The following is an 18,698-nucleotide window of genomic DNA, read 5'->3' on the forward strand; positions in this document are numbered from 1 at the left end:
GACGGCCAAAAACGGAACCAGGGAGGTGAGAAACTTGAAGAAGACCATGTGGGACCTGAAGGAAGAGCGATTGGAGCAGCGATTACAGGCGCTGGCCCAGCAGGGAGATTGGGATGGAGTGGTGCAGGCGTTGGATGACTACGACAAAAACAATGACCGCAGGCACGAGGATCGCAGGGATGATTTTGATCTATCCTGTTTGAACGGAGGGATCAGTGCAGATGGCCACTACCAGATTCCCGAAAGTCTGAAACTGTATGAAGAGGATGACTGGCTGGACATCATCTTTTCACAGCAGGCAGGGGATCTGCCCAATCTGGTGGCGGAGTATCCCGTCAGCGGGGCCATGCGGGAACTGACGCCCCAGCAGCAGGAGATTTTGAGGTTGAATATCGTCTTTGGTATCCCAACCAAGGACATCGCCAAACAGATGGGGTGTACCACCCGGAACATCACCAAGCAGCGGCAGAAGGCGCTGGAGAAGATTCGCTTTCTGGTTACCGGCCAGCAGAAACCAGAAGATCTCTGATTGTACTTACACCTTAACAAAAAGAAAACGGGGTGCTTGCTTGCACCCCAAAACGAAAGATGATATATTGATTACAAGTATTACAACGGAGGAATAACCATGGAACTGAAAGCCATGTTTCCCAACCTGAATGTCATGTGGACCCGGTGGTCGGATTATGAGGTGACGGACTGGGAAGGTATTGAATATTTAGTCCCCGCCAAAGCCGGTACTGCCCTGACCTACAACTGCGCGGAACAGCCAGAAACCATGGTAGCCGATGCTCTGGAACTGGGACGGCAACTATGTTTGGGAGCACCGGACAAAAACCGCCTGTGTGCCGCTTTTGCGGCCCGTCACGGGCTTTTAGGGCTGGAGACAGATAGCGACACCTACTCCACTGACCCCGCCGCTCCGCCCTCCTTGCGCCCCTTAAACAGCCGGGAATACGGTGAAGACCTGGGGTGGTTTCAGGAGAGTTTCGTAAAACTTTACCAGCACTTTCTCGCTGTACGCGGTGAACTGACCGCAACGCCAAATCAAAAGGTGCTGGATCTATCCGGAGAGTTAAAATACCAACTGACTGGTGGGCAGTCTCCTCAACTGGTGTGGCAGGTTGAGAGCATGAAAGCGGTGCTGCACTTCACTTACGCCGCGCTGATTACCAGCGATAAACCAACTCTGAAAGTCTGTAAGAACTGCGGGAAGGTGTACTACAACACCCACGCCAAGAGCGAATTCTGCGGTACCAAATGCCGGAATTACTATAATGTGAAACTTTTCCGCGAACGCGAAAAGGACTAAGTATAAAGTAGTATGGAGGTCGAATTGATAATGGCCACTATGGAGGAAAAACGCATTTGGGGCATTCATACAATGGATGATACCTTGTTTCTGACCCAAAATGTAATAGCAATTGGTTGGAAGGAATTCGGCGATTGCAGTAAATTGCCCCCTACAAGGGATGCATATAAGGAACACTATCTGAAAAGCTATCCCAATGCCAAGAAAGGTTCTGTTGCAACCAGTGCAGGGATGTTGTATCGCTTTTCTTGTGAGGTAAAAGTTGGAGATTATGTGGTCTTTCCCTCCAAAATGGATCGAAAAATTAATTTAGGCGTAGTAGAAAGTGATTTCATCTATGTGCCAGATGCTGTAGAATATGTACAGCAGCGCAAGGTCAGATGGATCAAACATCTGCCCCGAACGGCTTTCTCGCAAGGGGCTCTTTATGAAGTGGGTTCCGCCCTTTCTTTCTTTGCAATCAAAAATTATGCCGATGAGTTTCTGAATGCATTGGATAAGGGATTTCATGGGACTTCCGTTACAACAGAGCCAGACGAAACAGTTGCAGCAACAGCGGAAGATATTATAGAAAACACAAAGGACTTCGTACTGAAAGAACTCAGTAAAAACCTGAAAGGGTATGCCATGGAGGGATTCGTCGCGGATTTACTCCGTGCCATGGGGTATCGCTGCACGGTTTCGCCCCAGGGTGGGGACAGTGGAGTAGACATCACAGCATATAAGGACGAACTGCCGCCGCGAATTGTGGTTCAGGTCAAGAGCCAAGATGGGGATATCAAAGAAACTACCATCCAGTCCTTGAAAGGTGCAATGCGCGAGGGCGATTACGGCCTTTTTGTCACGCTTTCCAACTATACCAAAAATGCGGAACGATATTTGCAAAACACCCCCATCATTCGTGGAATCAATGGTAGTGAACTTATCGATTTGGTTTTGAAATACTATGACCAACTAAGCGAGAAATATCGCAAAATGATCCCCCTAAAGATGGTATATATTCCAGTTCCGGAAGAAGAATAAATAAATTATATTTCGACATCGGGAGCAGAATAATTTGCATATTTCCCATTACCTTGAGAATGGAGGAAGAACATGAGCAGTAATTTCAGCTTTTTGGAGCAGGAGTTTCCCGTCCTTGCTAATTTTGGACGGTTAGCAGAAGAATACTGTTACAGCGATTCCAACTCCTGCTTGATGAAGTTGGGGATGATTGGCGAAACTATCGTTAACCTAATGTTTACATACGACCGGATTGCGCTTCCAGCCGATAATACAGCGGTAAAGCGGGTCGACACCCTCTACCGTGAGGGCTTGCTGACACAGGATTTGGTAGATATTTTGCATGCCCTGCGCAAGGTGCGCAATAAGGCGGTTCACGAGAATTATGCTTCTGTGGCAGATGGAAAGGCCCTCCTGCCTATGGCGCATAGTCTGTGTGAATGGTTCATGCAGACCTATGGCGACTGGAATTATCAGCACCATGAATTCGTGATGCCTGCTCCGCAGCAGGCAAAGGCCATGGACAAGGCAACGGAAGAACAAACCGAAACCCGCTTGACCCAGGAGGCCGAGGAAAAAGCTGCACAGGCTGAAGCTATTTCCAAAGATAGCCGCCGCAAGCGGGCCAGTCTGACGGCCAGTCAGCGTCAAAAAACCGAAGCAGAAACACGCTACATCATCGACCAGCAGCTTCGGCAGGTGGGTTGGGAAGCTGACACAGAAAATCTGCGTTTTTCCAAGGGAACTCGTCCCACCAAGGGCCATAATCTTGCGATTGCCGAATGGCCTACTGATTCCACCGTAGGAAATCATGGCCGCGCTGATTATGCCCTTTTTATTGGCCTGCAATTTGTCGGTATCATTGAGGCGAAAGCGGAACACAAGGATATTCCTTCTGTGTTGGATTATCAAGGGAAGGACTACCCGCGCAACATCCGCGCTACAGATGCGCAGTACCAGGTTGGAATGTGGGGAAATTATAAGGTGCCGTTTACCTTTGCGACCAATGGTAGACCGTACTTGGAACAGTATAAAACAAAGTCAGGCATCTGGTTTCTGGATCTGCGACAGCCCTCCAATGTTGGTAAACCTCTTCGTGGGTGGATGAGCCCAGAAAACCTGTTGGATATGTTGGGCAAGGACATCAACGCCGGCAATCGCGCGCTGGAACAGATGCCCTTTGATCTGCTGCGGGATAAGGATGGCCTGAATCTTCGCGATTATCAGTTACGGGCTATTCAGGCTGCGGAACAGGCCATCATGGACGGGAAAAACACTGCTCTGTTGGCTATGGCAACCGGTACCGGAAAAACCCGGACGGTACTGGGCATGATTTACCGCTTCTTGAAAACAGGTCGTTTCAAACGAATTCTGTTCCTGGTGGACCGCACCGCTCTGGGGGAGCAGGCATTGGATGTATTCAAGGAGGTCAAACTGGAAGATCTGATGCCCCTGGCCGACATTTATAACATCAAGGGACTGGAAGACAAAGAAATCGAGCGTGAGACCCGCATCCAGGTGGCCACCGTACAGGGAATGGTAAAACGCATCCTGTACAATGACGGAGAAACCATGCCTGCGGTCAGCGACTATGACCTAATCATTGTAGATGAGGCCCACCGGGGCTACCTTTTGGACAAAGAGATGGGAGACACCGAACTTCTCTACCGGGATCAGAGGGACTATCAGAGCAAATACCGAAGCGTGATCGAGTATTTCGATGCGGTGAAAATTGCTCTGACCGCTACCCCTGCTCTCCAGACTACCGAGATTTTTGGCCAGCCAGTTTTCAAGTATACCTATCGGGAAGCGGTTATTGAGGGTTATCTGGTGGATCATGATGCACCCCACGACCTTCATACCAAACTGCGGGATGAGGGCATTCACTATCAATCTGGCGATACCGTCACTGTCTACGACCCGTTGACCGGGGAGATCACTAACAGCGAACTGTTGAACGATGAACTCAACTTCGATGTGGAGCAGTTTAATAAGAAAGTCATAACCCGCCCTTTTAACGAGGCGGTGCTGGCCGAGATCGCCAAAGACATCGACCCGGAGAATCCGGAGGAACAGGGCAAAACCCTCATCTATGCTGTGGATGACCAACATGCCGACATGATCGTGGACATCCTCAAGAATATCTACTCAGAATATGGCGTGGATAACGACGCGATTATGAAGATCACCGGCAGCGTGGGCGGCGGCAATCCCAAGAAGGTGCAGGAGGCCATCAAGCGTTTTAAGAATGAGCGATACCCCAGCATTGCTGTCACTGTGGACCTGCTGACTACCGGTATCGATGTGCCGGAGATTACTAATTTGGTGTTCCTGCGCCGGGTGAAATCCCGCATTTTGTTTGAGCAGATGTTGGGCCGTGCCACCCGTCTGTGCCCCAAGATCCATAAGACCCATTTTGAGATTTATGATCCTGTCGGTGTCTATGAATCTTTGGAGGCGGTCAATACCATGAAACCGGTGGTAGCCAATCCATCTGCATCCTTTGGACAACTTCTGGACGGACTCGAGGTGCTGGAAGACGAAAAGCAGATTGAGTACCAGATTGACCAGATTGTCGCCAAACTTCAGCGGAAGAAGCGGAATCTGGACAGTAAGACCATGGAGCATTTTATAAGCATGACCGGCGGCATGGACCCCACCCAGTTTATTCAGCAACTGGAGCAGGAACCGCCCCAGCAGGCCCGAAGCCATATTTTGGCCCATAGGGATCTTTTCCAACTGCTTGGAGAGACTCGGGCCAATGGCGGCCGCCCGGTGGTTATTTCCGACGCGCCGGATGAACTGGTCAGCCACACTCGTGGCTATGGTGCCGGTAGCCGCCCAGAGGATTATCTGGATGCCTTTGCCGACTATGTAAAGACCCATCTCAACGAGATCGCGGCGCTGAATATCGTCTGCACCCGGCCGAAGGAGCTGACCCGGGAAAGTTTAAGGGATCTGCGCCTGACGCTGGACCGGGAGGGCTTTACCACACAGCAGCTCAACACCGCCATATCGGAGCTGACCAATGAGAAGATGGCGGCGGACATCATCAGTCTGATTCGCCGGTATGCTATCGGCTCTACCCTCATCAGCCACGAGGCCCGTATTCGCCGGGCGGTAGACAAGCTGAAAAAGGCTCACAAATTTACCGCCATCGAACAAAAGTGGATTGGCCGTATGGAAAAATACCTCATGGAGGAATCCGTACTCAATATAGATGTGTTTGATGAGGATACCCGCTTCAGAAGTGAGGGCGGATTCAAGAAGATCGATCGGATTTTCCAGAACAAGTTAGAGAGCATCGTGCTGGAACTCAACGAATATCTGTACGATGATGGAGGAAGAAGCGCATGAACTATAACACCTATCCTTATAGGATTTTTAACCCGCAGTATTTAAGTCAGTTCCAGGCTCAACAGATGGAAGCGCAGAGAAATCTGGAGCAACAGAAAAATATCTGTGACATGGTCAAGGCGATTTCTGACTTTTGCGAGGCAGCCAGAAAAGTGGATTCTGATTACCAACAGACGGCTATGAACTTTTGTCTTGCCGAAGTGTTGCGTCAGGCCGCTATCGATAACGGAGGAAACCGCACATGACCACACAGGAAATCGTATCCAAGCTCTGGAACCTCTGCAATGTGCTGCGGGATGACGGCATCACCTATCACCAGTATGTCACTGAGCTTACTTATATTCTGTTTTTGAAGATGGCAAAGGAGACTGGCGCAGAAAGCCAGATTCCCGCTGCCTACCGCTGGGACCAGCTTACTGCCAAAAGCGGCATCGAGCTGAAGAAGTTCTACAAAGAACTGCTGACTCATTTGGGCGAGAACTGCACTGGCCGGGTGCGGGAGATCTACCAGGGCTCCGCCACCAACATCGACGAGCCCAAGAACCTGGAAAAGATCATCACTACTATTGATGGCCTGGACTGGTACTCCGCCCGGGAAGAGGGGCTGGGCAACCTGTACGAAGGTCTGCTGGAGAAGAACGCCAACGAGAAAAAGTCCGGCGCCGGTCAGTACTTTACCCCTCGCGTCCTCATTGATGTGATGACCCGGCTGATGAAGCCCCAGCCCGGCGAGCGATGCAACGACCCCGCCTGCGGCACCTTCGGCTTTATGATCGCCGCCCATCGGTATGTCAAAGAACACACCGACGATTTTTACGATCTGGATTCTGACATGGCCAAATTCGAGCGGGAAGAAGCCTTCACCGGCTGCGAACTGGTTCACGACACCCATCGCCTGGCCCTGATGAATGCCATGCTGCACGATATCGACGGTCAGATTTTGCTGGCCGATACCCTGTCCAACCAGGGCAAGGCACTCCACGACTTCGATCTGGTCCTCACCAATCCGCCGTTCGGTACCAAGAAAGGCGGCGAGCGTGCAACCCGGGACGACTTCACTTTCCCCACCAGCAACAAGCAGCTGAACTTCCTCCAGCATATCTACCGCAGCCTGACTATCGAGCCGAAGCGAAACGGCCGGGCCGCTGTGGTGCTGCCGGACAATGTGCTGTTTGCAGACGGCGATGGTGAGAAGATCCGCTGCGACCTGATGGACAAGTGTAATTTGCACACCATCCTCCGCCTGCCCACCGGCATTTTCTACGCCCAGGGCGTCAAAACCAATGTGCTGTTCTTCACCCGTGGCAAGAGCAACAAGGGTAACACCAAGGAGGTCTGGTTCTACGACCTGCGCACCAATATGCCAGGCTTTGGCAAGACCAACCCACTGAAAACCGAGCATTTTGCAGACTTTGAGAAGGCTTACGAGGCCAAGGACCGCCATGCCGTGCAGGACGAGCGGTGGAGCATCTTTACCCGGGAGCAGATCGAGGAAAAGGGCAACAGCCTGGATCTAGGCCTCATCCGGGATGACTCGGTGCTGGACTACAACGATCTGCCTGATCCGGTAGAGAGTGCGGAGGAAGCTGCTACTAATCTGGAAGAGGCTGCAGATCTGTTGATGAGCGTAGTGAAAGAACTGCGTGCGCTGGAGGTGCAAGACTGATGGTGCAAAACACGAATGCTCTTACGGCGGAAGAACGACTTCAACAAGCACTGGTGCCAGATTGGGAATGGCCATATAAATTGCCCCAAAATTGGTGTTGGACATACTGGGGTGCTTGCGGTAATTTCCAGGCTGGAAGTGCCTTTAAAAATGAGTATCAAGGTCTAACCCAATATAAAATTCCCTTTTATAAGGTCGGAAGTTTAAAATATTCGGATTCCAACGGGATCCTATATGATACCAGTAACACAGTAAATGAAGAAATACGAAACAAATTGAAAGCGGCACTAATTCCTGAGAATTCCGTCATATTTGCGAAAATCGGTGAGGCAATCCGCATAAATAGAAGAAGTATAAATCCGGTTGCATGCTGTATCGATAACAACCTCATGTCTTTTTGTGCAAAGGTATGCTTAACAAAATATGTATACTTTTGGAGTCTTGGAATTGATTTCTACAATTATACTAATGCAACAACCGTGCCTGCAATCAGAAAGAGCGATTTAGAAAAGGTGGCTTTTCCACTGGCACCAAGGGCTGAGCAGCAACGCATTGTTGATCGTATTGAAAGCCTGTTCGCCAAGCTGGACGAGGCCAAGCAAAGGGTGCAGGATGCGCTGGACAGCTTTGAAACCCGCAAAGCCGCTATCCTCCACAAAGCCTTCACCGGCGAACTCACCGCCCAGTGGAGAAAAAAACACGGCGTAGGGATGGAAAGTTGGAGGTGGATACCGCTAAAAAAATGTGGCTCATGGCATGGTGGCGGTACACCCAGTATGGGCCATCCTGAATATTGGGAAAATGGCACCTTACTATGGGTCACATCTAAAGACATGAAAAGTGATTTAATTGAAGATACACTTATGCACATAAACATGCTTGGTGTGGAAAATTCTTCTGCAAACTATATTGAAGAACCAGCGGTTTTGTTTGTAATGCGCAGTGGGATACTGCGGAGAACTTTTCCTGTCTGCATGGTGAAAAAGCCTTTTACAGTAAATCAGGATCTAAAGGCACTTGTCCCAACTGATGATATCAACCTTGAATACCTTTTCTGGGCGTGCAAAGCAAATGAAAAACAAATATTAGAAAAATGCATGAAAAGCGGAACAACTGTCGAAAGCATAAATGCTGCCGCACTGCGTGATTTTGAAATTCCTATTGCAGGGGATAACGAGCAAGCCGAAATCGTCCGCATTCTTGGCGACCTCCTTGCCAAAGAGGAGCAGGCTAAAGAAGCTGCTGAAGGGGTGCTGGAGCAGATAGACCTCATCAAAAAAGCCATCCTCGCCCGCGCCTTCCGGGGCGAATTGGGCACCAACGACCCCAGTGATGAGAGTGCGGCAGAATTACTCAAGGGTTATTTGAAGTCAGAAACACACACCAAAAATCGAGCTAAATCTGCCGCAATTCCAAGAAAAATTGATAGCGAACTAAAATCAGAGTTGGAGCGCCGAATTATAAGATTATTTTATCAAGAGGACGTTCATATCTTGCCTATTAGTACATTGATGGAGGTTAGTTCCAGAAAACTCGAAGTAATTGAAAGCCTCCGAAACTTAGAACAAAGAGGCCTCATAAAAAAACAGTCTGATGGTAACTATAAGTTTGTGAGGTGAAATTATGCAAATACGCAAGCTTGTAATTGACAATCACAAATGTCTTGTGGATTTTTCTATAGAATTTCATATTATTGACGGTGGAAGTTCCACTATTTTAATTGGCGAGAACGGCACAGGTAAAAGCACTATGCTGGAGACAATTTTGGATATTTTTATGTCATTCGACTCTCTTGCTGTCGAAAAAAAGATCGATTACAGTTATGAGCTTGAGTATATGTTTGGTGGAAGTCTCATTCATATAAACCAGTCTAACAAGCGGTATAAAATAGATATTAATCATGAAAATCTATGTGCAGGTTCAATGCGTACCATTCGTTCGTATCTGAAAGATGGTCATATATCTCTTTTCCCTGAACGAATTATGTATTTCTATTCAGGGGCAAACAGTAAAGTAATCAATAATTCTAAACTTTTTAACTCTAAACACGCAAAGGTTTGTCGAGATGCGTTGGCTCAGTATTGGAAAACAATTCATCTTGCAAGTGAAAATTATGCTTCACAGTTTCCAAAACAAAAATTTAATTTTTGCAAAGAACGACTTACAACTATTTACTTGGTATCCATTCTTGCTGGCAAAGATTCTTTTGAAAAAAATTATTTACATTCCCAGTGCCATATGGATCGGGTTGAGAGTGTGTCGATTTCTCTTAATTTACGCAAACTTCCAGGACGCTTTCGAGAGAATGTTTTGGAAGTTGGAAAAGATGGTGTCTTGGAAATCCTTTCGTTTATTGATGATCGTTTTACAGAACTCTTTCACCAAGGTTATTTATATGATGATGGCGAGAAGTTTTATTTTGAAATTAATAATATTTACGACGTGGATGCAGATCAGATATCAATTTACGAATTTTTTGAAAAACTCCAGACTATTTTTGATGCAGATATAGAAGCATATATTTCTTTGGGAGAAAGTCGTGTTAGATGTTCTGACCTAAGCGAAGGGCAGCGGCAATTAATTAAAATACTCGGTATGCTTGGTGTTTGCAAAAGTGAAGATACCCTGGTCCTTATGGATGAGCCTGATGCACACATGAATCCAAAATGGAAATATGACCTAAAACAGACGATTGATCAATCACTGCATGAAGCAATCAACACGCAAGCTATTATTGCAACGCATGATCCATTGGTGATCAACGGTGTAGAAAAGGAATTTATACGCATCTTTATGTATAACCGTGATATTGTTCGAAATAACAACTGGTATTTTACCAAAGCGGTGGAGCCGGAAGAAGATACGGCTGGTATGGGTATTGATGGTATCTTACAAAGTGAGTATTACGGACTGAATAGCACCCTGGATGCAGAGACTAAGTCTAAACTGGAAGAAAAGCGGGATCTTCTCGTAAAGAGGCAGGAAGGAACCATCAGCCTTGAAGAACAAGAAAAACTGCACTCGCTGACAGAGGAGATTGAAAATCTCACTTTCTCAAGAAACATACCCACAGATGATCTTTATGATGAATTTGTTGTGGCAATGCATAAACTGCAACAGGACAACCCGATTTCTGAACTAACATCAGAACAAATTCAGGAGAGAAATCGAAAAGCGCAGGAAATTATTAAAGGCTTGATGGAAAAATGAGATATATAGATTTATCAGAAATTGATACAGATGATCCACAGGTAAGACAATGGCTCACCAAAGCGCATCGGGCAACGCAAAATATGAGACAGGCGGCTGATCACGCCGCAAGATGTGAATATTTGGAAAAGCATGCAATTTGGAGCGAGTTCAAAGAAATATTAATTAAATATTATGGTCATATTTGTTGGTATTCCGAGTGCGCCCTAACCGGATCGTATGGAGATGTAGATCATTTTAGACCCAAAAACAAATCAACCAAAGCGAATGGTGAGTGTATCTTACAGGATGGATATTGGTGGCTCGCATATGACTATTTAAATTATCGTTTGAGTTGTGAAACCTGTAATCGACCATATGGCGAAGGCGGGAAAAGGGATATTTTTCCTTTAAAGCAAGGTGTTGATCCTTCAAGTCCATTTGCAAGAAACGAGGTAGATTATCTTCTCATTGATCCATGCAATTATAATGATACAAAGTTAGTAGGCTTCGATGAAAACGGATCTATCATTGCATTATCGTCAGATCAATGGGAGCGGACACGAGTAAATGTAAGCCGAACAGTATATAACTGGGATCTTTTTAATGCTGCACGAAAACGAGTCCGGATACTATGTAGAACTGCTCTCATTGCATTTGAGTTAGAATATGCAAATGGTAGTGATCGAATGCTTGATACGATAGAAGGGATTTTCTGCTTGGTTGACGATAAAACGCCCTATGCATCATTTGCCAAGCAATACATAGCGCTAAAAATAGAGGGCAAGCCATATGAAGAAGAGTTAAAACAGCTCCTAAAAATTCAATAATCTTACTGAATTATTTTAGTTTTCTCTGGCTATTTCCCCTAACCTGTGCTATTGTGTCTTGCTACAAGGAGGCGAGGCACATGAACGAAACTCTGAGATTGCTGTACGACAGATTCTATATCCCTCTGCCCATGGCGGAATCTGAACAGGAAGTGGAAACCTGCCACCGGCAGCTTATTGAGCGACTGGACAAGCCGGAGCGTAAACTGGTGCTGCGGATCATCGATGCCCAGAACCTGATGATAGAGCAACGCTCCATGGACAGCTTCATCTGTGGCTTCCGTCTGGCGTGGGAAATGGCAAACGAACTGAATCACTACATGGAAGAGCGCCCGGAGCCTGAGGATGATCTCGGCCCGGACGCTCTTCTCTAATCATCTGGTCAGTCCAGCTGCTCCGCCCTCTCCCAGCGAATATAACCGTTGGACTTCTTCCGGTAGGTACAATGCCAACGGGAACCGTCAAACACCTCGTCGGCAAAGTTGATCAGGGTTTTCGATGGAGAGTAATTCACACCCCAGCTCTGCCACCAGACGGACAACTTGATCTTACGGCCGTCATCCGCATCAAAAAAGCACAGGAGCATGGGCTTGCTCCTGTGCCAGCAGCGGAAGGTCAGTGTCCCGGTAAAAGAACCGCTCTCCTCCGGATAGCGGTAGTCATTCATTGGCGCAGCGTCCCGGTCCGCTTTGCAGCGGATGATCTGTGCCCGACAGGGATAGTCCTGCTCAAATGTGGATGTGTACTGATTACGCATGTTGAGTACCTCCTCAATATCTGAATTGCTGTTCCTGCTCTAACTGCGCCTCATAGCGCTCCTTCAGCTGCTCCCGCAGATCCTGGGGGATGGAGTCAATGAAATCCTGACACTCCTGCAGCTCATAGATGAGAGACATCTTCTCCTGGTGCTCCTGATGCTGCTCCCACCTGGCCCGCTCTGCATCTCGCCGGTCGCTCAACGCGTTCTGTTTCAAAATCCGAATCTGATCATCGTAGGGTTTTAGTTTTGCTTCAAATGCGTTGACCTGGGGATACCACTGCTCCAGCAGCTTCAGAATTTTTTCTCTCTGCCGTTTGGCGTTCAGCGTCCCAATCTGCTCCAGCTCGGTGCGGATCTGTTTCATTTCGTCGGTAAGCCGATGAGATTGTTTGTAGAGCCAGGTGGGAATGTGCTTCCGTTTGGTGACGGCGGCAGACTGACCCCGTTCCAGATCCGGGAACTCCGCCGCCATGTGGTCGTAGAATTTGTCCTGCCACTCCACCAGCTTGTCCCACCCTCCAATCACCTCCTTGGCGGACAGCCGGTTGTCTCTCGTTAGCGGAACAAAGCACAGGTGCATGTGTGGGTTGCGCTCATCCATGTGGACCACGGCGGAAAAAATGTTCGCTTCTCCAACCTCTGTCTTGAAAAAGTCCAGCGCCCGTTCAAAATAGCGGCGCACCTGTTTCGGCGGAAGGTGATCCAGATACTCCGGTGTGGCCGTGACGATGGTGTCGATGAACTTCACACTATCCTTGCGTACCTTGCACTTGGGGTTCTCCCGCTGGGCGTGTTCGATGCGGGATTGGATCTCAGCGTAGTATTTGTGCTGTGGTTGGATGAGATGGTAGTTGAGATGGGAGCGGTCGGTGTCTACATCCGGGTTGCTGGCGTACCGCTCCTTTTTCCGTTCGTGGTGTTTCTCGATGGCGGAGGCCGGTCCGCCTTTTCGTTTCTCAAAGCGCATAATGGCGTAAGGCATCACACAAAACTCCTTTCGTTGAAATGGTGGGTCTGCGGTGGACGAGGGCTTTTTCACATACCGCCCTGCCATGTGGAACCCGCCGCAGGGAAACTGCTGCTGAACCCAGCAGGCTGGCGTGGCGGCGGTTTCCCCGCCCACGAGAAATGCCCGGCCCCTAAAAGGCGGGCCGGGCATTTTCGCGTGCGGTTGTCAGGGCGGTATAACGCACTATACCTTGCCGCCCCGTGGGGGCTGCAAGGCGTGCGCCCGGGGACACCCCGGGACCCCGTTTTGCGGCTTCGGCTGCGCTGGAAACGGGCCTTGACTGGCCCGCAGCCTGCGCCCCTTTGCCGCCGTTTTTGCCGCCCTTCACTGGGGGTAGGGGTGTACCCCTCCTGGGCGGCAAAAACGCGCCTGCGGGCGGACGGAGGACGAAGGACGGGGGTTATTGCAGAGACGAAAACAGCGCCTGCGATTCCTCGAAGACGCTGTTAAAATAAACTGCTATCAAGTATGATCACTGTGTTCCGCTCATTCGCCGGATGTAATCTGCGGTTCCATCAAATCTTCCAGCCGACAGTTCAGAGATCTGGCCAGTGCGCTCAAGGTGGATGCCTGCGCCTTGTTAATGTCGTTCTGTCTCTGCTCATACAACTGGATCATCCGAAGTGCAACACCGGAGACTTCCGCAAGCTGCTTTTGGGAAAAGCCATTTGCTCTGCGGATGCGCTTCAGGTTCGTCTCGCCCTCACTAAGATTTTCCTGAATCACCTTGTCCGCTGCTTCTGCAAACTTACTGATGTCCGCTTCGTGCAGCAGATACATGGAGCAGACTCTGCTCACGGTCAATCCGTGGGAGATGATCTCCCGAAACGGCATCCCGGTCTTCCACTGGTAGTAGGCGAGACTCCAACCGGCCCAGTACTCCTGCGTCTTCTCCTCGGATGCGCTTGCGTCCATATCAGGGACCTGTCCGGTGGTCCGGCGAAACACCTCAAGGGCCAGTTCCACACCGGACATACCGCCCACAAACTTTGGGTTACCCCTCTCAAACTGTTCCGCTACACCGGATGAGAGAAACTGTGTAAAAAACAAATCACCGTCACACCCGCAGTCATGGACTGCGTAGTCCAGCATCTCTCCCATGGCGCACATGGCGTCATTCAGGTACATTTCCTCGTAAGCGGGTGTCATCGTTCTTCCACTCCTCTCTGAGAATGTCGATCATGTATACTGCGTCCCGCACCGGAGCCACTTTGCGTTCCGCACGAAAGGCGGCCCGGGCCTCACTGTCCCTGGTGGCTTTCTTGGGGTAGTAAATGGTGCGCTCTGCGGGAATGCTCTCTTCAAAGTACAAGTGGGAAAAAGCCTGTTCCGATTTCAGGACCACCTGCTCTCCCAGCTTTCCCAGAAACATAGCCCGCTCAAGCTGTGCCAGAGAGATGGTATTGTTCAAAAACGCGGAGGCGAAGGAAAAGTAGGAATCGTCGGCACGATAGCCAATGATGACATCGTAGTTCTCATAGGGGGGCAGGAAAGTGCTGGCCAGATACTCCTTGCCCTGAACGGCAATGTCGGAACTGAGGTTGAATTTGCGGTTCATAAGAAGGATGGAGAGCCAGTTCAGGATGTTGTAATTCCCATCCGAGAGATTTAAAACGGACAGGCCGTCAGTCCGGAAGGAATACCGATTGGCAAAGCCGTCCTGCTCCATGGAACAGGCCCACTCTTTTGCCAACTCCAAAGTCTCTGTGCAGTAGAAACCAAGGCCATAATCGTTGAACGGATTGCCCTTTCCAAACTGGGGGCGTTCGATGATCAAAGATGAGCCGTGGTACAGTGTCAGTGCTTTATTCATGCCGGTTCCCCCTTTATAAAGTATCGTCAAAGCGATACTGTTCTATTCAACGTCAGTATATCGCCGTAACGATACTTTGTCAACTGAAGAGAGTCAACTCGGTTTGCGCTCACAAAACGCTAACAGAATGCTCACACTTTTCCGGAAAATCTGCTTTGACAGGAAAAATTCCCAAAGCCTTGTGCCGACAATGAAAACGCCGGAAACCCCAGTAAAATCAAGGGTTTCCGGCGTTCTGAAAGGCGCAGAGAAGCGCTCAAAATGCTCCAAAAGACACCCGCTTCCAAGGACTCGAAATGCGGTAGGCCGGCTCAAACCGGCGCGAGAGTTCGAATCTCTCCATCTCCGCCAAGAGGTCTGCCAGCGAAAAGCTGGCAGACCTCTTTTCTTGTAGTCTGAATCCCCGGATATGCCAAGGACCTCCTGTTTTATGGAAAAACCGCTGATAGGTTTTACTGCGCGGAGGATTGCTCTTTCATGGCATATTCCAGATGCCCGCAAATATCCACCGTTGTTGAGATTTTACTGTAAGCCAGCCACTCCTTTGTTGGGGTATCCTAATGTGCTCGTTGCGAACACGACTCATGTATTCAATCATTGCCGCAAGCGTCGTAGTCTTACCGCTGCCTGTAGGCCCTGTAACCAAAATCAGACCTCTACGCTTCATACACAGATTTCGAAAAACTTGTGGGAGCTCCAGCTGCTCCAATGTTTTAATGTTTGCGGGAATCAAACGAAGCACAACACTGCACTGATTTCGCTCCTGAAAAACATTTACACGAAAGTACATTTCCTCTTTATAAGAAAATGAAGCATCGCATTCACCAGACTCTTTATATGTCTGCCACAGTTTGTCAGAAAGTATCTGTTTCGCGGCGGTTTCGGTCATCTCCGGCGTCAAGATTTCTTTTCCCATATGAAGAAGCCTTCCGTTAACGCGCACAATTGGCGGAACACCTACCGCCAAATGAATATCAGATGCTTTTGCATTGATTGCAACTTCAAGAATTCGATTTAAGTCCACCCAACTGCCACCTCCTATACAGCGCTATTGCACGTCAGCGAAAACACATAATTGACAAAGAAGCTTGCTTTTGTGACTGCGTTTTCATATGGCTTCGATTCTACAAATTGTTGCAGCGAATTTCAATTTTGCGGAAACGAACTGCATTTATCACGCAATGAACTGTTCGCTGCACATGGGTTTTGTAGATATTCTCACGCTTTGCTGGAAGGACATCCCCCAGGAAAAAGATTTTTATGAACCACGCCATGATTTTTTGCCCTTAATGAAGAAAAGAGTCGTTCCGCGGGAGTGCATATCTTTAACAAATAGGACAGAGGTGATTTTCGTTCCTCAATATAGTCGATTCGTTCCTTTTTCGCCGTTGTCTTTGCCTGCTCTATTATTCCAAAGCAATGCAACACAAAAAGTGGCAAACAAAAAGTCGCAGCAAAAAGAGATCGTTTGCCAAAACGATTTTTGGCAAACGATCAAAAATCTGTTGCCGGGATTCTTTTGATCTCACCAACAGCCCTTATTTTTATCTTCATCCGTAAGTATTTATTGATCTGTATAGTTCAGGGGGGGTATAAAATGGGATGCCTCCAGACCGCGTAAAAATCGAGTGGCAATTCTGCCGCCCGATTTTTGTATAAAGAAAACCACTCGCCAGGCGAGTGGTTCAAAAATCTATGGCGATGAAAGTGATAAAAACCTCCCTTTGCTATGCTGCAAATGCGGTCTGCCAACTGCACAAAGAATAGCAAAGGGAGGATATTCAGTTGGGACTGAATAATATCAATAGTTTATCCCATACACATATTAGAATAAGGAACAGGTCATAGAATTTCTTGGAGATTCTATATATCAGGATTGTGTGTGCTGTCTTTCAGTGATCGTCTACTTACGGGCAGAAAATATGCTGGCCTCATGAATCCAGCCCATCAGTTCATCATCGATCTCATCGGGGGTGGCGATGAGCATATGGTGGGTCCAGTAGTTAGGGTAGGGCTCGGTGGCCGCGTCGATCCTGTGGGACTCCAAACAATGAGCCAGGCCGAAGGTGATCACAATATAGTGGGGAGGGCGTTCGTTTGCCTTACGAACTTTGGCAAAGGAAACGCAGGCAAACATATGTCGATTATAAAACGAAATCTGGCTTTTCTGCACCTTGATATGCGTGCCGGGGATTATCTGCAGTACCTGGTTCCGGAACTGTTCATACAGCGGCAGGGCCTGTAGATCCTGTTGGAAAAACTGCAGGGTATGTTCATCCATGGGAAACCCTCCTTTTGGGATCAGTGTATCACATCAATGAGAAAATGAACAGTGATAGTATGTACGTCATATGCTGGGATCGAGATAGAACGAATGTTTGACTTTGCGATAAAAAAAGCATATAATAAAAAAACAATCGTATCCTTTTGGGAGAGGGGAGGGGCATGCTTGGACCGGGTCATTTTTCACTGCGATTTGAATAGCTTTTATGCGTCGGTGGAACTGCTGGATCGTCCGGAATTAAAGGACAGGCCGGCGGCGGTATGCGGCGATCCGGAAAGCCGCCATGGGATCATTCTGGCAAAAAATGAACTGGCAAAGAAATATAAGGTCCAGACGGCGGAGACTATCTGGCAGGCCAGACGAAAATGCCCGGACCTGGTGCTGCTTCCGGCCCATCATTGGAAATATCGGGAGTATTCCAAAAAGGTGAATGCCATCTATGAGCGGTATACTGATCTGGTGGAGCCTTTCTCAATTGACGAGAGCTGGCTGGATGTGACGGGCACCCTCCATCTCTTCGGAGGAGATGGAAAGGCCCTGGCCGATCAGATCCGTCAGGCAGTGCGTCAGGAGCTGGGCCTGACGGTATCGGTGGGGGTTTCCTTTAATAAGGTATTTGCAAAAATGGGCAGCGATTACCGAAAGCCAGATGCTACAACAGTTATTACCCGGGAAAATTTTCAACAGCTGCTCTGGCCATTGCCGGTAACGGATCTGCTTTTTGTGGGCCGGGCCGCGGCCAGAGTGCTGAGCGGTTACGGGATACACACCATTGGCGATCTGGCTCGGTTTGACCGGGAGAGTCTGGGACAGATCCTGGGAAAAGGAGGGTATACACTCCATGACTACGCCACAGGGAGAGAGCGTGCTCCGGTAATACCGGCCCGGGATATGCCTGGACCAAAATCAGTGGGCAATGGACTGACCTTTCCCAAAAATCTGGTGGGCTGGGACCAACTGCGCACTGCGCTGTCTGAACTGGCAGACGAGGTGGCGGTACGACTGCGCAAGCATAACCTTAAGTGCACCACAGTCCAGATCACCGTGCGCGACCCGGCCTTCAAAGATATCTGCCGTCAAAAGCGGCTCAGCGCCCCTACCTACATTTCCAGAGATCTGGCCAGGTGCGGGATGGAACTGTTGCACAGCTGTTGGAATGAAAGTCAGCCGGTCCGGGCGCTTACGATTACAGCACAGAATCTCATGGAGGAGGGGGACGCCGGCGAGCAGGTGGATCTGTTTGCCGCCGATGCCATCCCGTGCCGCGACAAGCTGGAGAAGCTGGAGAAGACCATGGACACCATCCGGAACAAGTATGGAAGAGGTGCTATCTCTATTGCCTCCGCCGTTCATCCGGAAGGGGAGCCGGACAGGGAGGACCAGCGTTTGCCGCCTGGGGATTGATATAATGGTGAAGATCGTATTTTACAATGAAGAAAATGACATAAAGAGTAGACGAAAATCTGGAGCGATTTT

Annotated in this window: 18 protein-coding genes; 12 read left to right on the forward strand and 6 right to left on the reverse strand. The window is 48.8% G+C overall.

All coding sequences use genetic code 11. The features are described 5' to 3' along the window. The first annotated feature begins 34 nt into the window (after positions 1–34). The 10 genes from WHJ28_RS00735 (at position 35) to WHJ28_RS00780 (ending at position 11,730) form a co-directional block, all read left to right on the forward strand. Positions 35–529 carry a sigma-70 family RNA polymerase sigma factor gene (locus WHJ28_RS00735; protein WP_340039144.1) on the forward strand — a complete coding sequence of 165 codons (495 nt, stop codon included), beginning with the start codon at positions 35–37 and terminating at the stop codon, positions 527–529. 99 nt (positions 530–628) lie between these two features. After that, entirely contained in the window at positions 629–1,312 is a 684-nt protein-coding gene (locus tag WHJ28_RS00740) for a hypothetical protein (RefSeq protein ID WP_340039145.1), read from the forward strand. A 30-nt stretch (positions 1,313–1,342) separates the two neighbouring features. Next, positions 1,343–2,335, forward strand: coding sequence for a restriction endonuclease (locus WHJ28_RS00745; RefSeq protein WP_340039146.1), 993 nt, complete (start codon positions 1,343–1,345; stop codon positions 2,333–2,335). A 72-nt stretch (positions 2,336–2,407) separates the two neighbouring features. Further along, the gene (gene hsdR, locus WHJ28_RS00750; RefSeq protein WP_340039147.1) at positions 2,408–5,671 is read left to right on the forward strand and encodes a type I restriction-modification system endonuclease; all 3,264 of its coding nucleotides are present in this window, start codon (positions 2,408–2,410) and stop codon (positions 5,669–5,671) included. Beyond that, entirely contained in the window at positions 5,668–5,916 is a 249-nt protein-coding gene (locus tag WHJ28_RS00755) for a hypothetical protein (protein WP_340039148.1), read from the forward strand. The genes hsdR and WHJ28_RS00755 overlap by 4 nt, the downstream gene beginning before the upstream one ends. Then, positions 5,913–7,337 carry a class I SAM-dependent DNA methyltransferase gene (locus WHJ28_RS00760; RefSeq protein ID WP_340039149.1) on the forward strand — a complete coding sequence of 475 codons (1,425 nt, stop codon included), beginning with the start codon at positions 5,913–5,915 and terminating at the stop codon, positions 7,335–7,337. Before WHJ28_RS00755 ends, WHJ28_RS00760 begins: the two co-directional genes overlap by 4 nt. Beyond that, the gene (locus WHJ28_RS00765) at positions 7,337–8,956 is read left to right on the forward strand and encodes a restriction endonuclease subunit S (protein ID WP_340039150.1); all 1,620 of its coding nucleotides are present in this window, start codon (positions 7,337–7,339) and stop codon (positions 8,954–8,956) included. The genes WHJ28_RS00760 and WHJ28_RS00765 overlap by 1 nt, the downstream gene beginning before the upstream one ends. A 4-nt stretch (positions 8,957–8,960) precedes the next feature. Further along, positions 8,961–10,547 (forward strand): AAA family ATPase, encoded by a 1,587-nt coding sequence (locus tag WHJ28_RS00770; RefSeq protein WP_340039151.1) that lies wholly within the window; start codon positions 8,961–8,963, stop codon positions 10,545–10,547. Beyond that, positions 10,544–11,356 (forward strand): hypothetical protein, encoded by an 813-nt coding sequence (locus WHJ28_RS00775; protein ID WP_340039152.1) that lies wholly within the window; start codon positions 10,544–10,546, stop codon positions 11,354–11,356. The genes WHJ28_RS00770 and WHJ28_RS00775 overlap by 4 nt, the downstream gene beginning before the upstream one ends. A gap of 80 nt (positions 11,357–11,436) precedes the next feature. Then, positions 11,437–11,730 carry a DUF6809 family protein gene (locus WHJ28_RS00780; RefSeq protein ID WP_340039153.1) on the forward strand — a complete coding sequence of 98 codons (294 nt, stop codon included), beginning with the start codon at positions 11,437–11,439 and terminating at the stop codon, positions 11,728–11,730. 8 nt (positions 11,731–11,738) lie between these two features. Here the strand turns inward: WHJ28_RS00780 and WHJ28_RS00785 are convergent, their stop codons facing one another. The 5 genes from WHJ28_RS00785 to WHJ28_RS00805 all read right to left on the reverse strand — a co-directional run bounded on the left by WHJ28_RS00785 (position 11,739) and on the right by WHJ28_RS00805 (position 15,962). Next, positions 11,739–12,113 (reverse strand): hypothetical protein, encoded by a 375-nt coding sequence (locus tag WHJ28_RS00785; protein WP_340039154.1) that lies wholly within the window; start codon positions 12,111–12,113, stop codon positions 11,739–11,741. Positions 12,114–12,126: 13 nt separating this feature from the next. After that, positions 12,127–13,098: a MobV family relaxase gene (gene mobV / locus WHJ28_RS00790; protein WP_340039155.1), complete on the reverse strand. Its 972-nt coding sequence runs from the start codon at positions 13,096–13,098 to the stop codon at positions 12,127–12,129. 513 nt (positions 13,099–13,611) lie between these two features. Continuing rightward, a complete protein-coding gene (locus tag WHJ28_RS00795) occupies positions 13,612–14,274 on the reverse strand; it encodes a helix-turn-helix domain-containing protein (RefSeq protein ID WP_340039156.1) in 663 nt (220 codons plus the stop codon). Continuing rightward, complete coding sequence (locus WHJ28_RS00800; protein ID WP_340039157.1) at positions 14,240–14,938, reverse strand: DUF3990 domain-containing protein; 699 nt, start codon at positions 14,936–14,938, stop codon at positions 14,240–14,242. The genes WHJ28_RS00795 and WHJ28_RS00800 overlap by 35 nt, the downstream gene beginning before the upstream one ends. Before the next feature lie 475 nt (positions 14,939–15,413). Continuing rightward, complete coding sequence (locus WHJ28_RS00805; RefSeq protein WP_340039158.1) at positions 15,414–15,962, reverse strand: type IV pilus twitching motility protein PilT; 549 nt, start codon at positions 15,960–15,962, stop codon at positions 15,414–15,416. Positions 15,963–16,050: 88 nt separating this feature from the next. Here WHJ28_RS00805 and WHJ28_RS00810 point away from each other — a divergent pair, with 88 nt between their 5' ends. Further along, positions 16,051–16,461 (forward strand): hypothetical protein, encoded by a 411-nt coding sequence (locus WHJ28_RS00810; RefSeq protein WP_340039160.1) that lies wholly within the window; start codon positions 16,051–16,053, stop codon positions 16,459–16,461. A gap of 380 nt (positions 16,462–16,841) precedes the next feature. On the opposite strand, the gene WHJ28_RS00815 is transcribed toward WHJ28_RS00810, so the two are convergent. Then, entirely contained in the window at positions 16,842–17,219 is a 378-nt protein-coding gene (locus WHJ28_RS00815; protein ID WP_340039161.1) for a DUF5655 domain-containing protein, read from the reverse strand. A 168-nt stretch (positions 17,220–17,387) separates the two neighbouring features. On the opposite strand from WHJ28_RS00815, the gene dinB reads away from it, so the two are divergent. After that, a complete protein-coding gene (gene dinB, locus WHJ28_RS00820; RefSeq protein WP_340039162.1) occupies positions 17,388–18,626 on the forward strand; it encodes a DNA polymerase IV in 1,239 nt (412 codons plus the stop codon). The last annotated feature ends 72 nt before the right edge of the window (positions 18,627–18,698 follow it).

The organism is Flavonifractor porci, from assembly GCF_037572415.1.
GTDB classification, from domain to species: domain Bacteria; phylum Bacillota; class Clostridia; order Oscillospirales; family Oscillospiraceae; genus Flavonifractor; species Flavonifractor porci.

Bases quoted from the DNA above. Each gene is read 5' to 3' on its own strand.
- WHJ28_RS00780 (WP_340039153.1), top strand. From the start codon at position 11,437: ATGAACGAAACTCTGAGATTGCTGTACGACAGATTCTATATCCCTCTG.
- WHJ28_RS00760 (WP_340039149.1), top strand. From the start codon at position 5,913: ATGACCACACAGGAAATCGTATCCAAGCTCTGGAACCTCTGCAATGTG.
- WHJ28_RS00785 (WP_340039154.1), bottom strand. From the start codon at position 12,113: ATGCGTAATCAGTACACATCCACATTTGAGCAGGACTATCCCTGTCGG.
- WHJ28_RS00800 (WP_340039157.1), bottom strand. From the start codon at position 14,938: ATGAATAAAGCACTGACACTGTACCACGGCTCATCTTTGATCATCGAA.
- WHJ28_RS00815 (WP_340039161.1), bottom strand. From the start codon at position 17,219: ATGGATGAACATACCCTGCAGTTTTTCCAACAGGATCTACAGGCCCTG.
- WHJ28_RS00740 (WP_340039145.1), top strand. From the start codon at position 629: ATGGAACTGAAAGCCATGTTTCCCAACCTGAATGTCATGTGGACCCGG.
- WHJ28_RS00755 (WP_340039148.1), top strand. From the start codon at position 5,668: ATGAACTATAACACCTATCCTTATAGGATTTTTAACCCGCAGTATTTA.
- WHJ28_RS00745 (WP_340039146.1), top strand. From the start codon at position 1,343: ATGGCCACTATGGAGGAAAAACGCATTTGGGGCATTCATACAATGGAT.
- WHJ28_RS00770 (WP_340039151.1), top strand. From the start codon at position 8,961: ATGCAAATACGCAAGCTTGTAATTGACAATCACAAATGTCTTGTGGAT.
- hsdR (WP_340039147.1), top strand. From the start codon at position 2,408: ATGAGCAGTAATTTCAGCTTTTTGGAGCAGGAGTTTCCCGTCCTTGCT.
- mobV (WP_340039155.1), bottom strand. From the start codon at position 13,098: ATGCCTTACGCCATTATGCGCTTTGAGAAACGAAAAGGCGGACCGGCC.
- WHJ28_RS00795 (WP_340039156.1), bottom strand. From the start codon at position 14,274: ATGACACCCGCTTACGAGGAAATGTACCTGAATGACGCCATGTGCGCC.
- WHJ28_RS00765 (WP_340039150.1), top strand. From the start codon at position 7,337: ATGGTGCAAAACACGAATGCTCTTACGGCGGAAGAACGACTTCAACAA.
- WHJ28_RS00810 (WP_340039160.1), top strand. From the start codon at position 16,051: ATGGCTTCGATTCTACAAATTGTTGCAGCGAATTTCAATTTTGCGGAA.
- WHJ28_RS00775 (WP_340039152.1), top strand. From the start codon at position 10,544: ATGAGATATATAGATTTATCAGAAATTGATACAGATGATCCACAGGTA.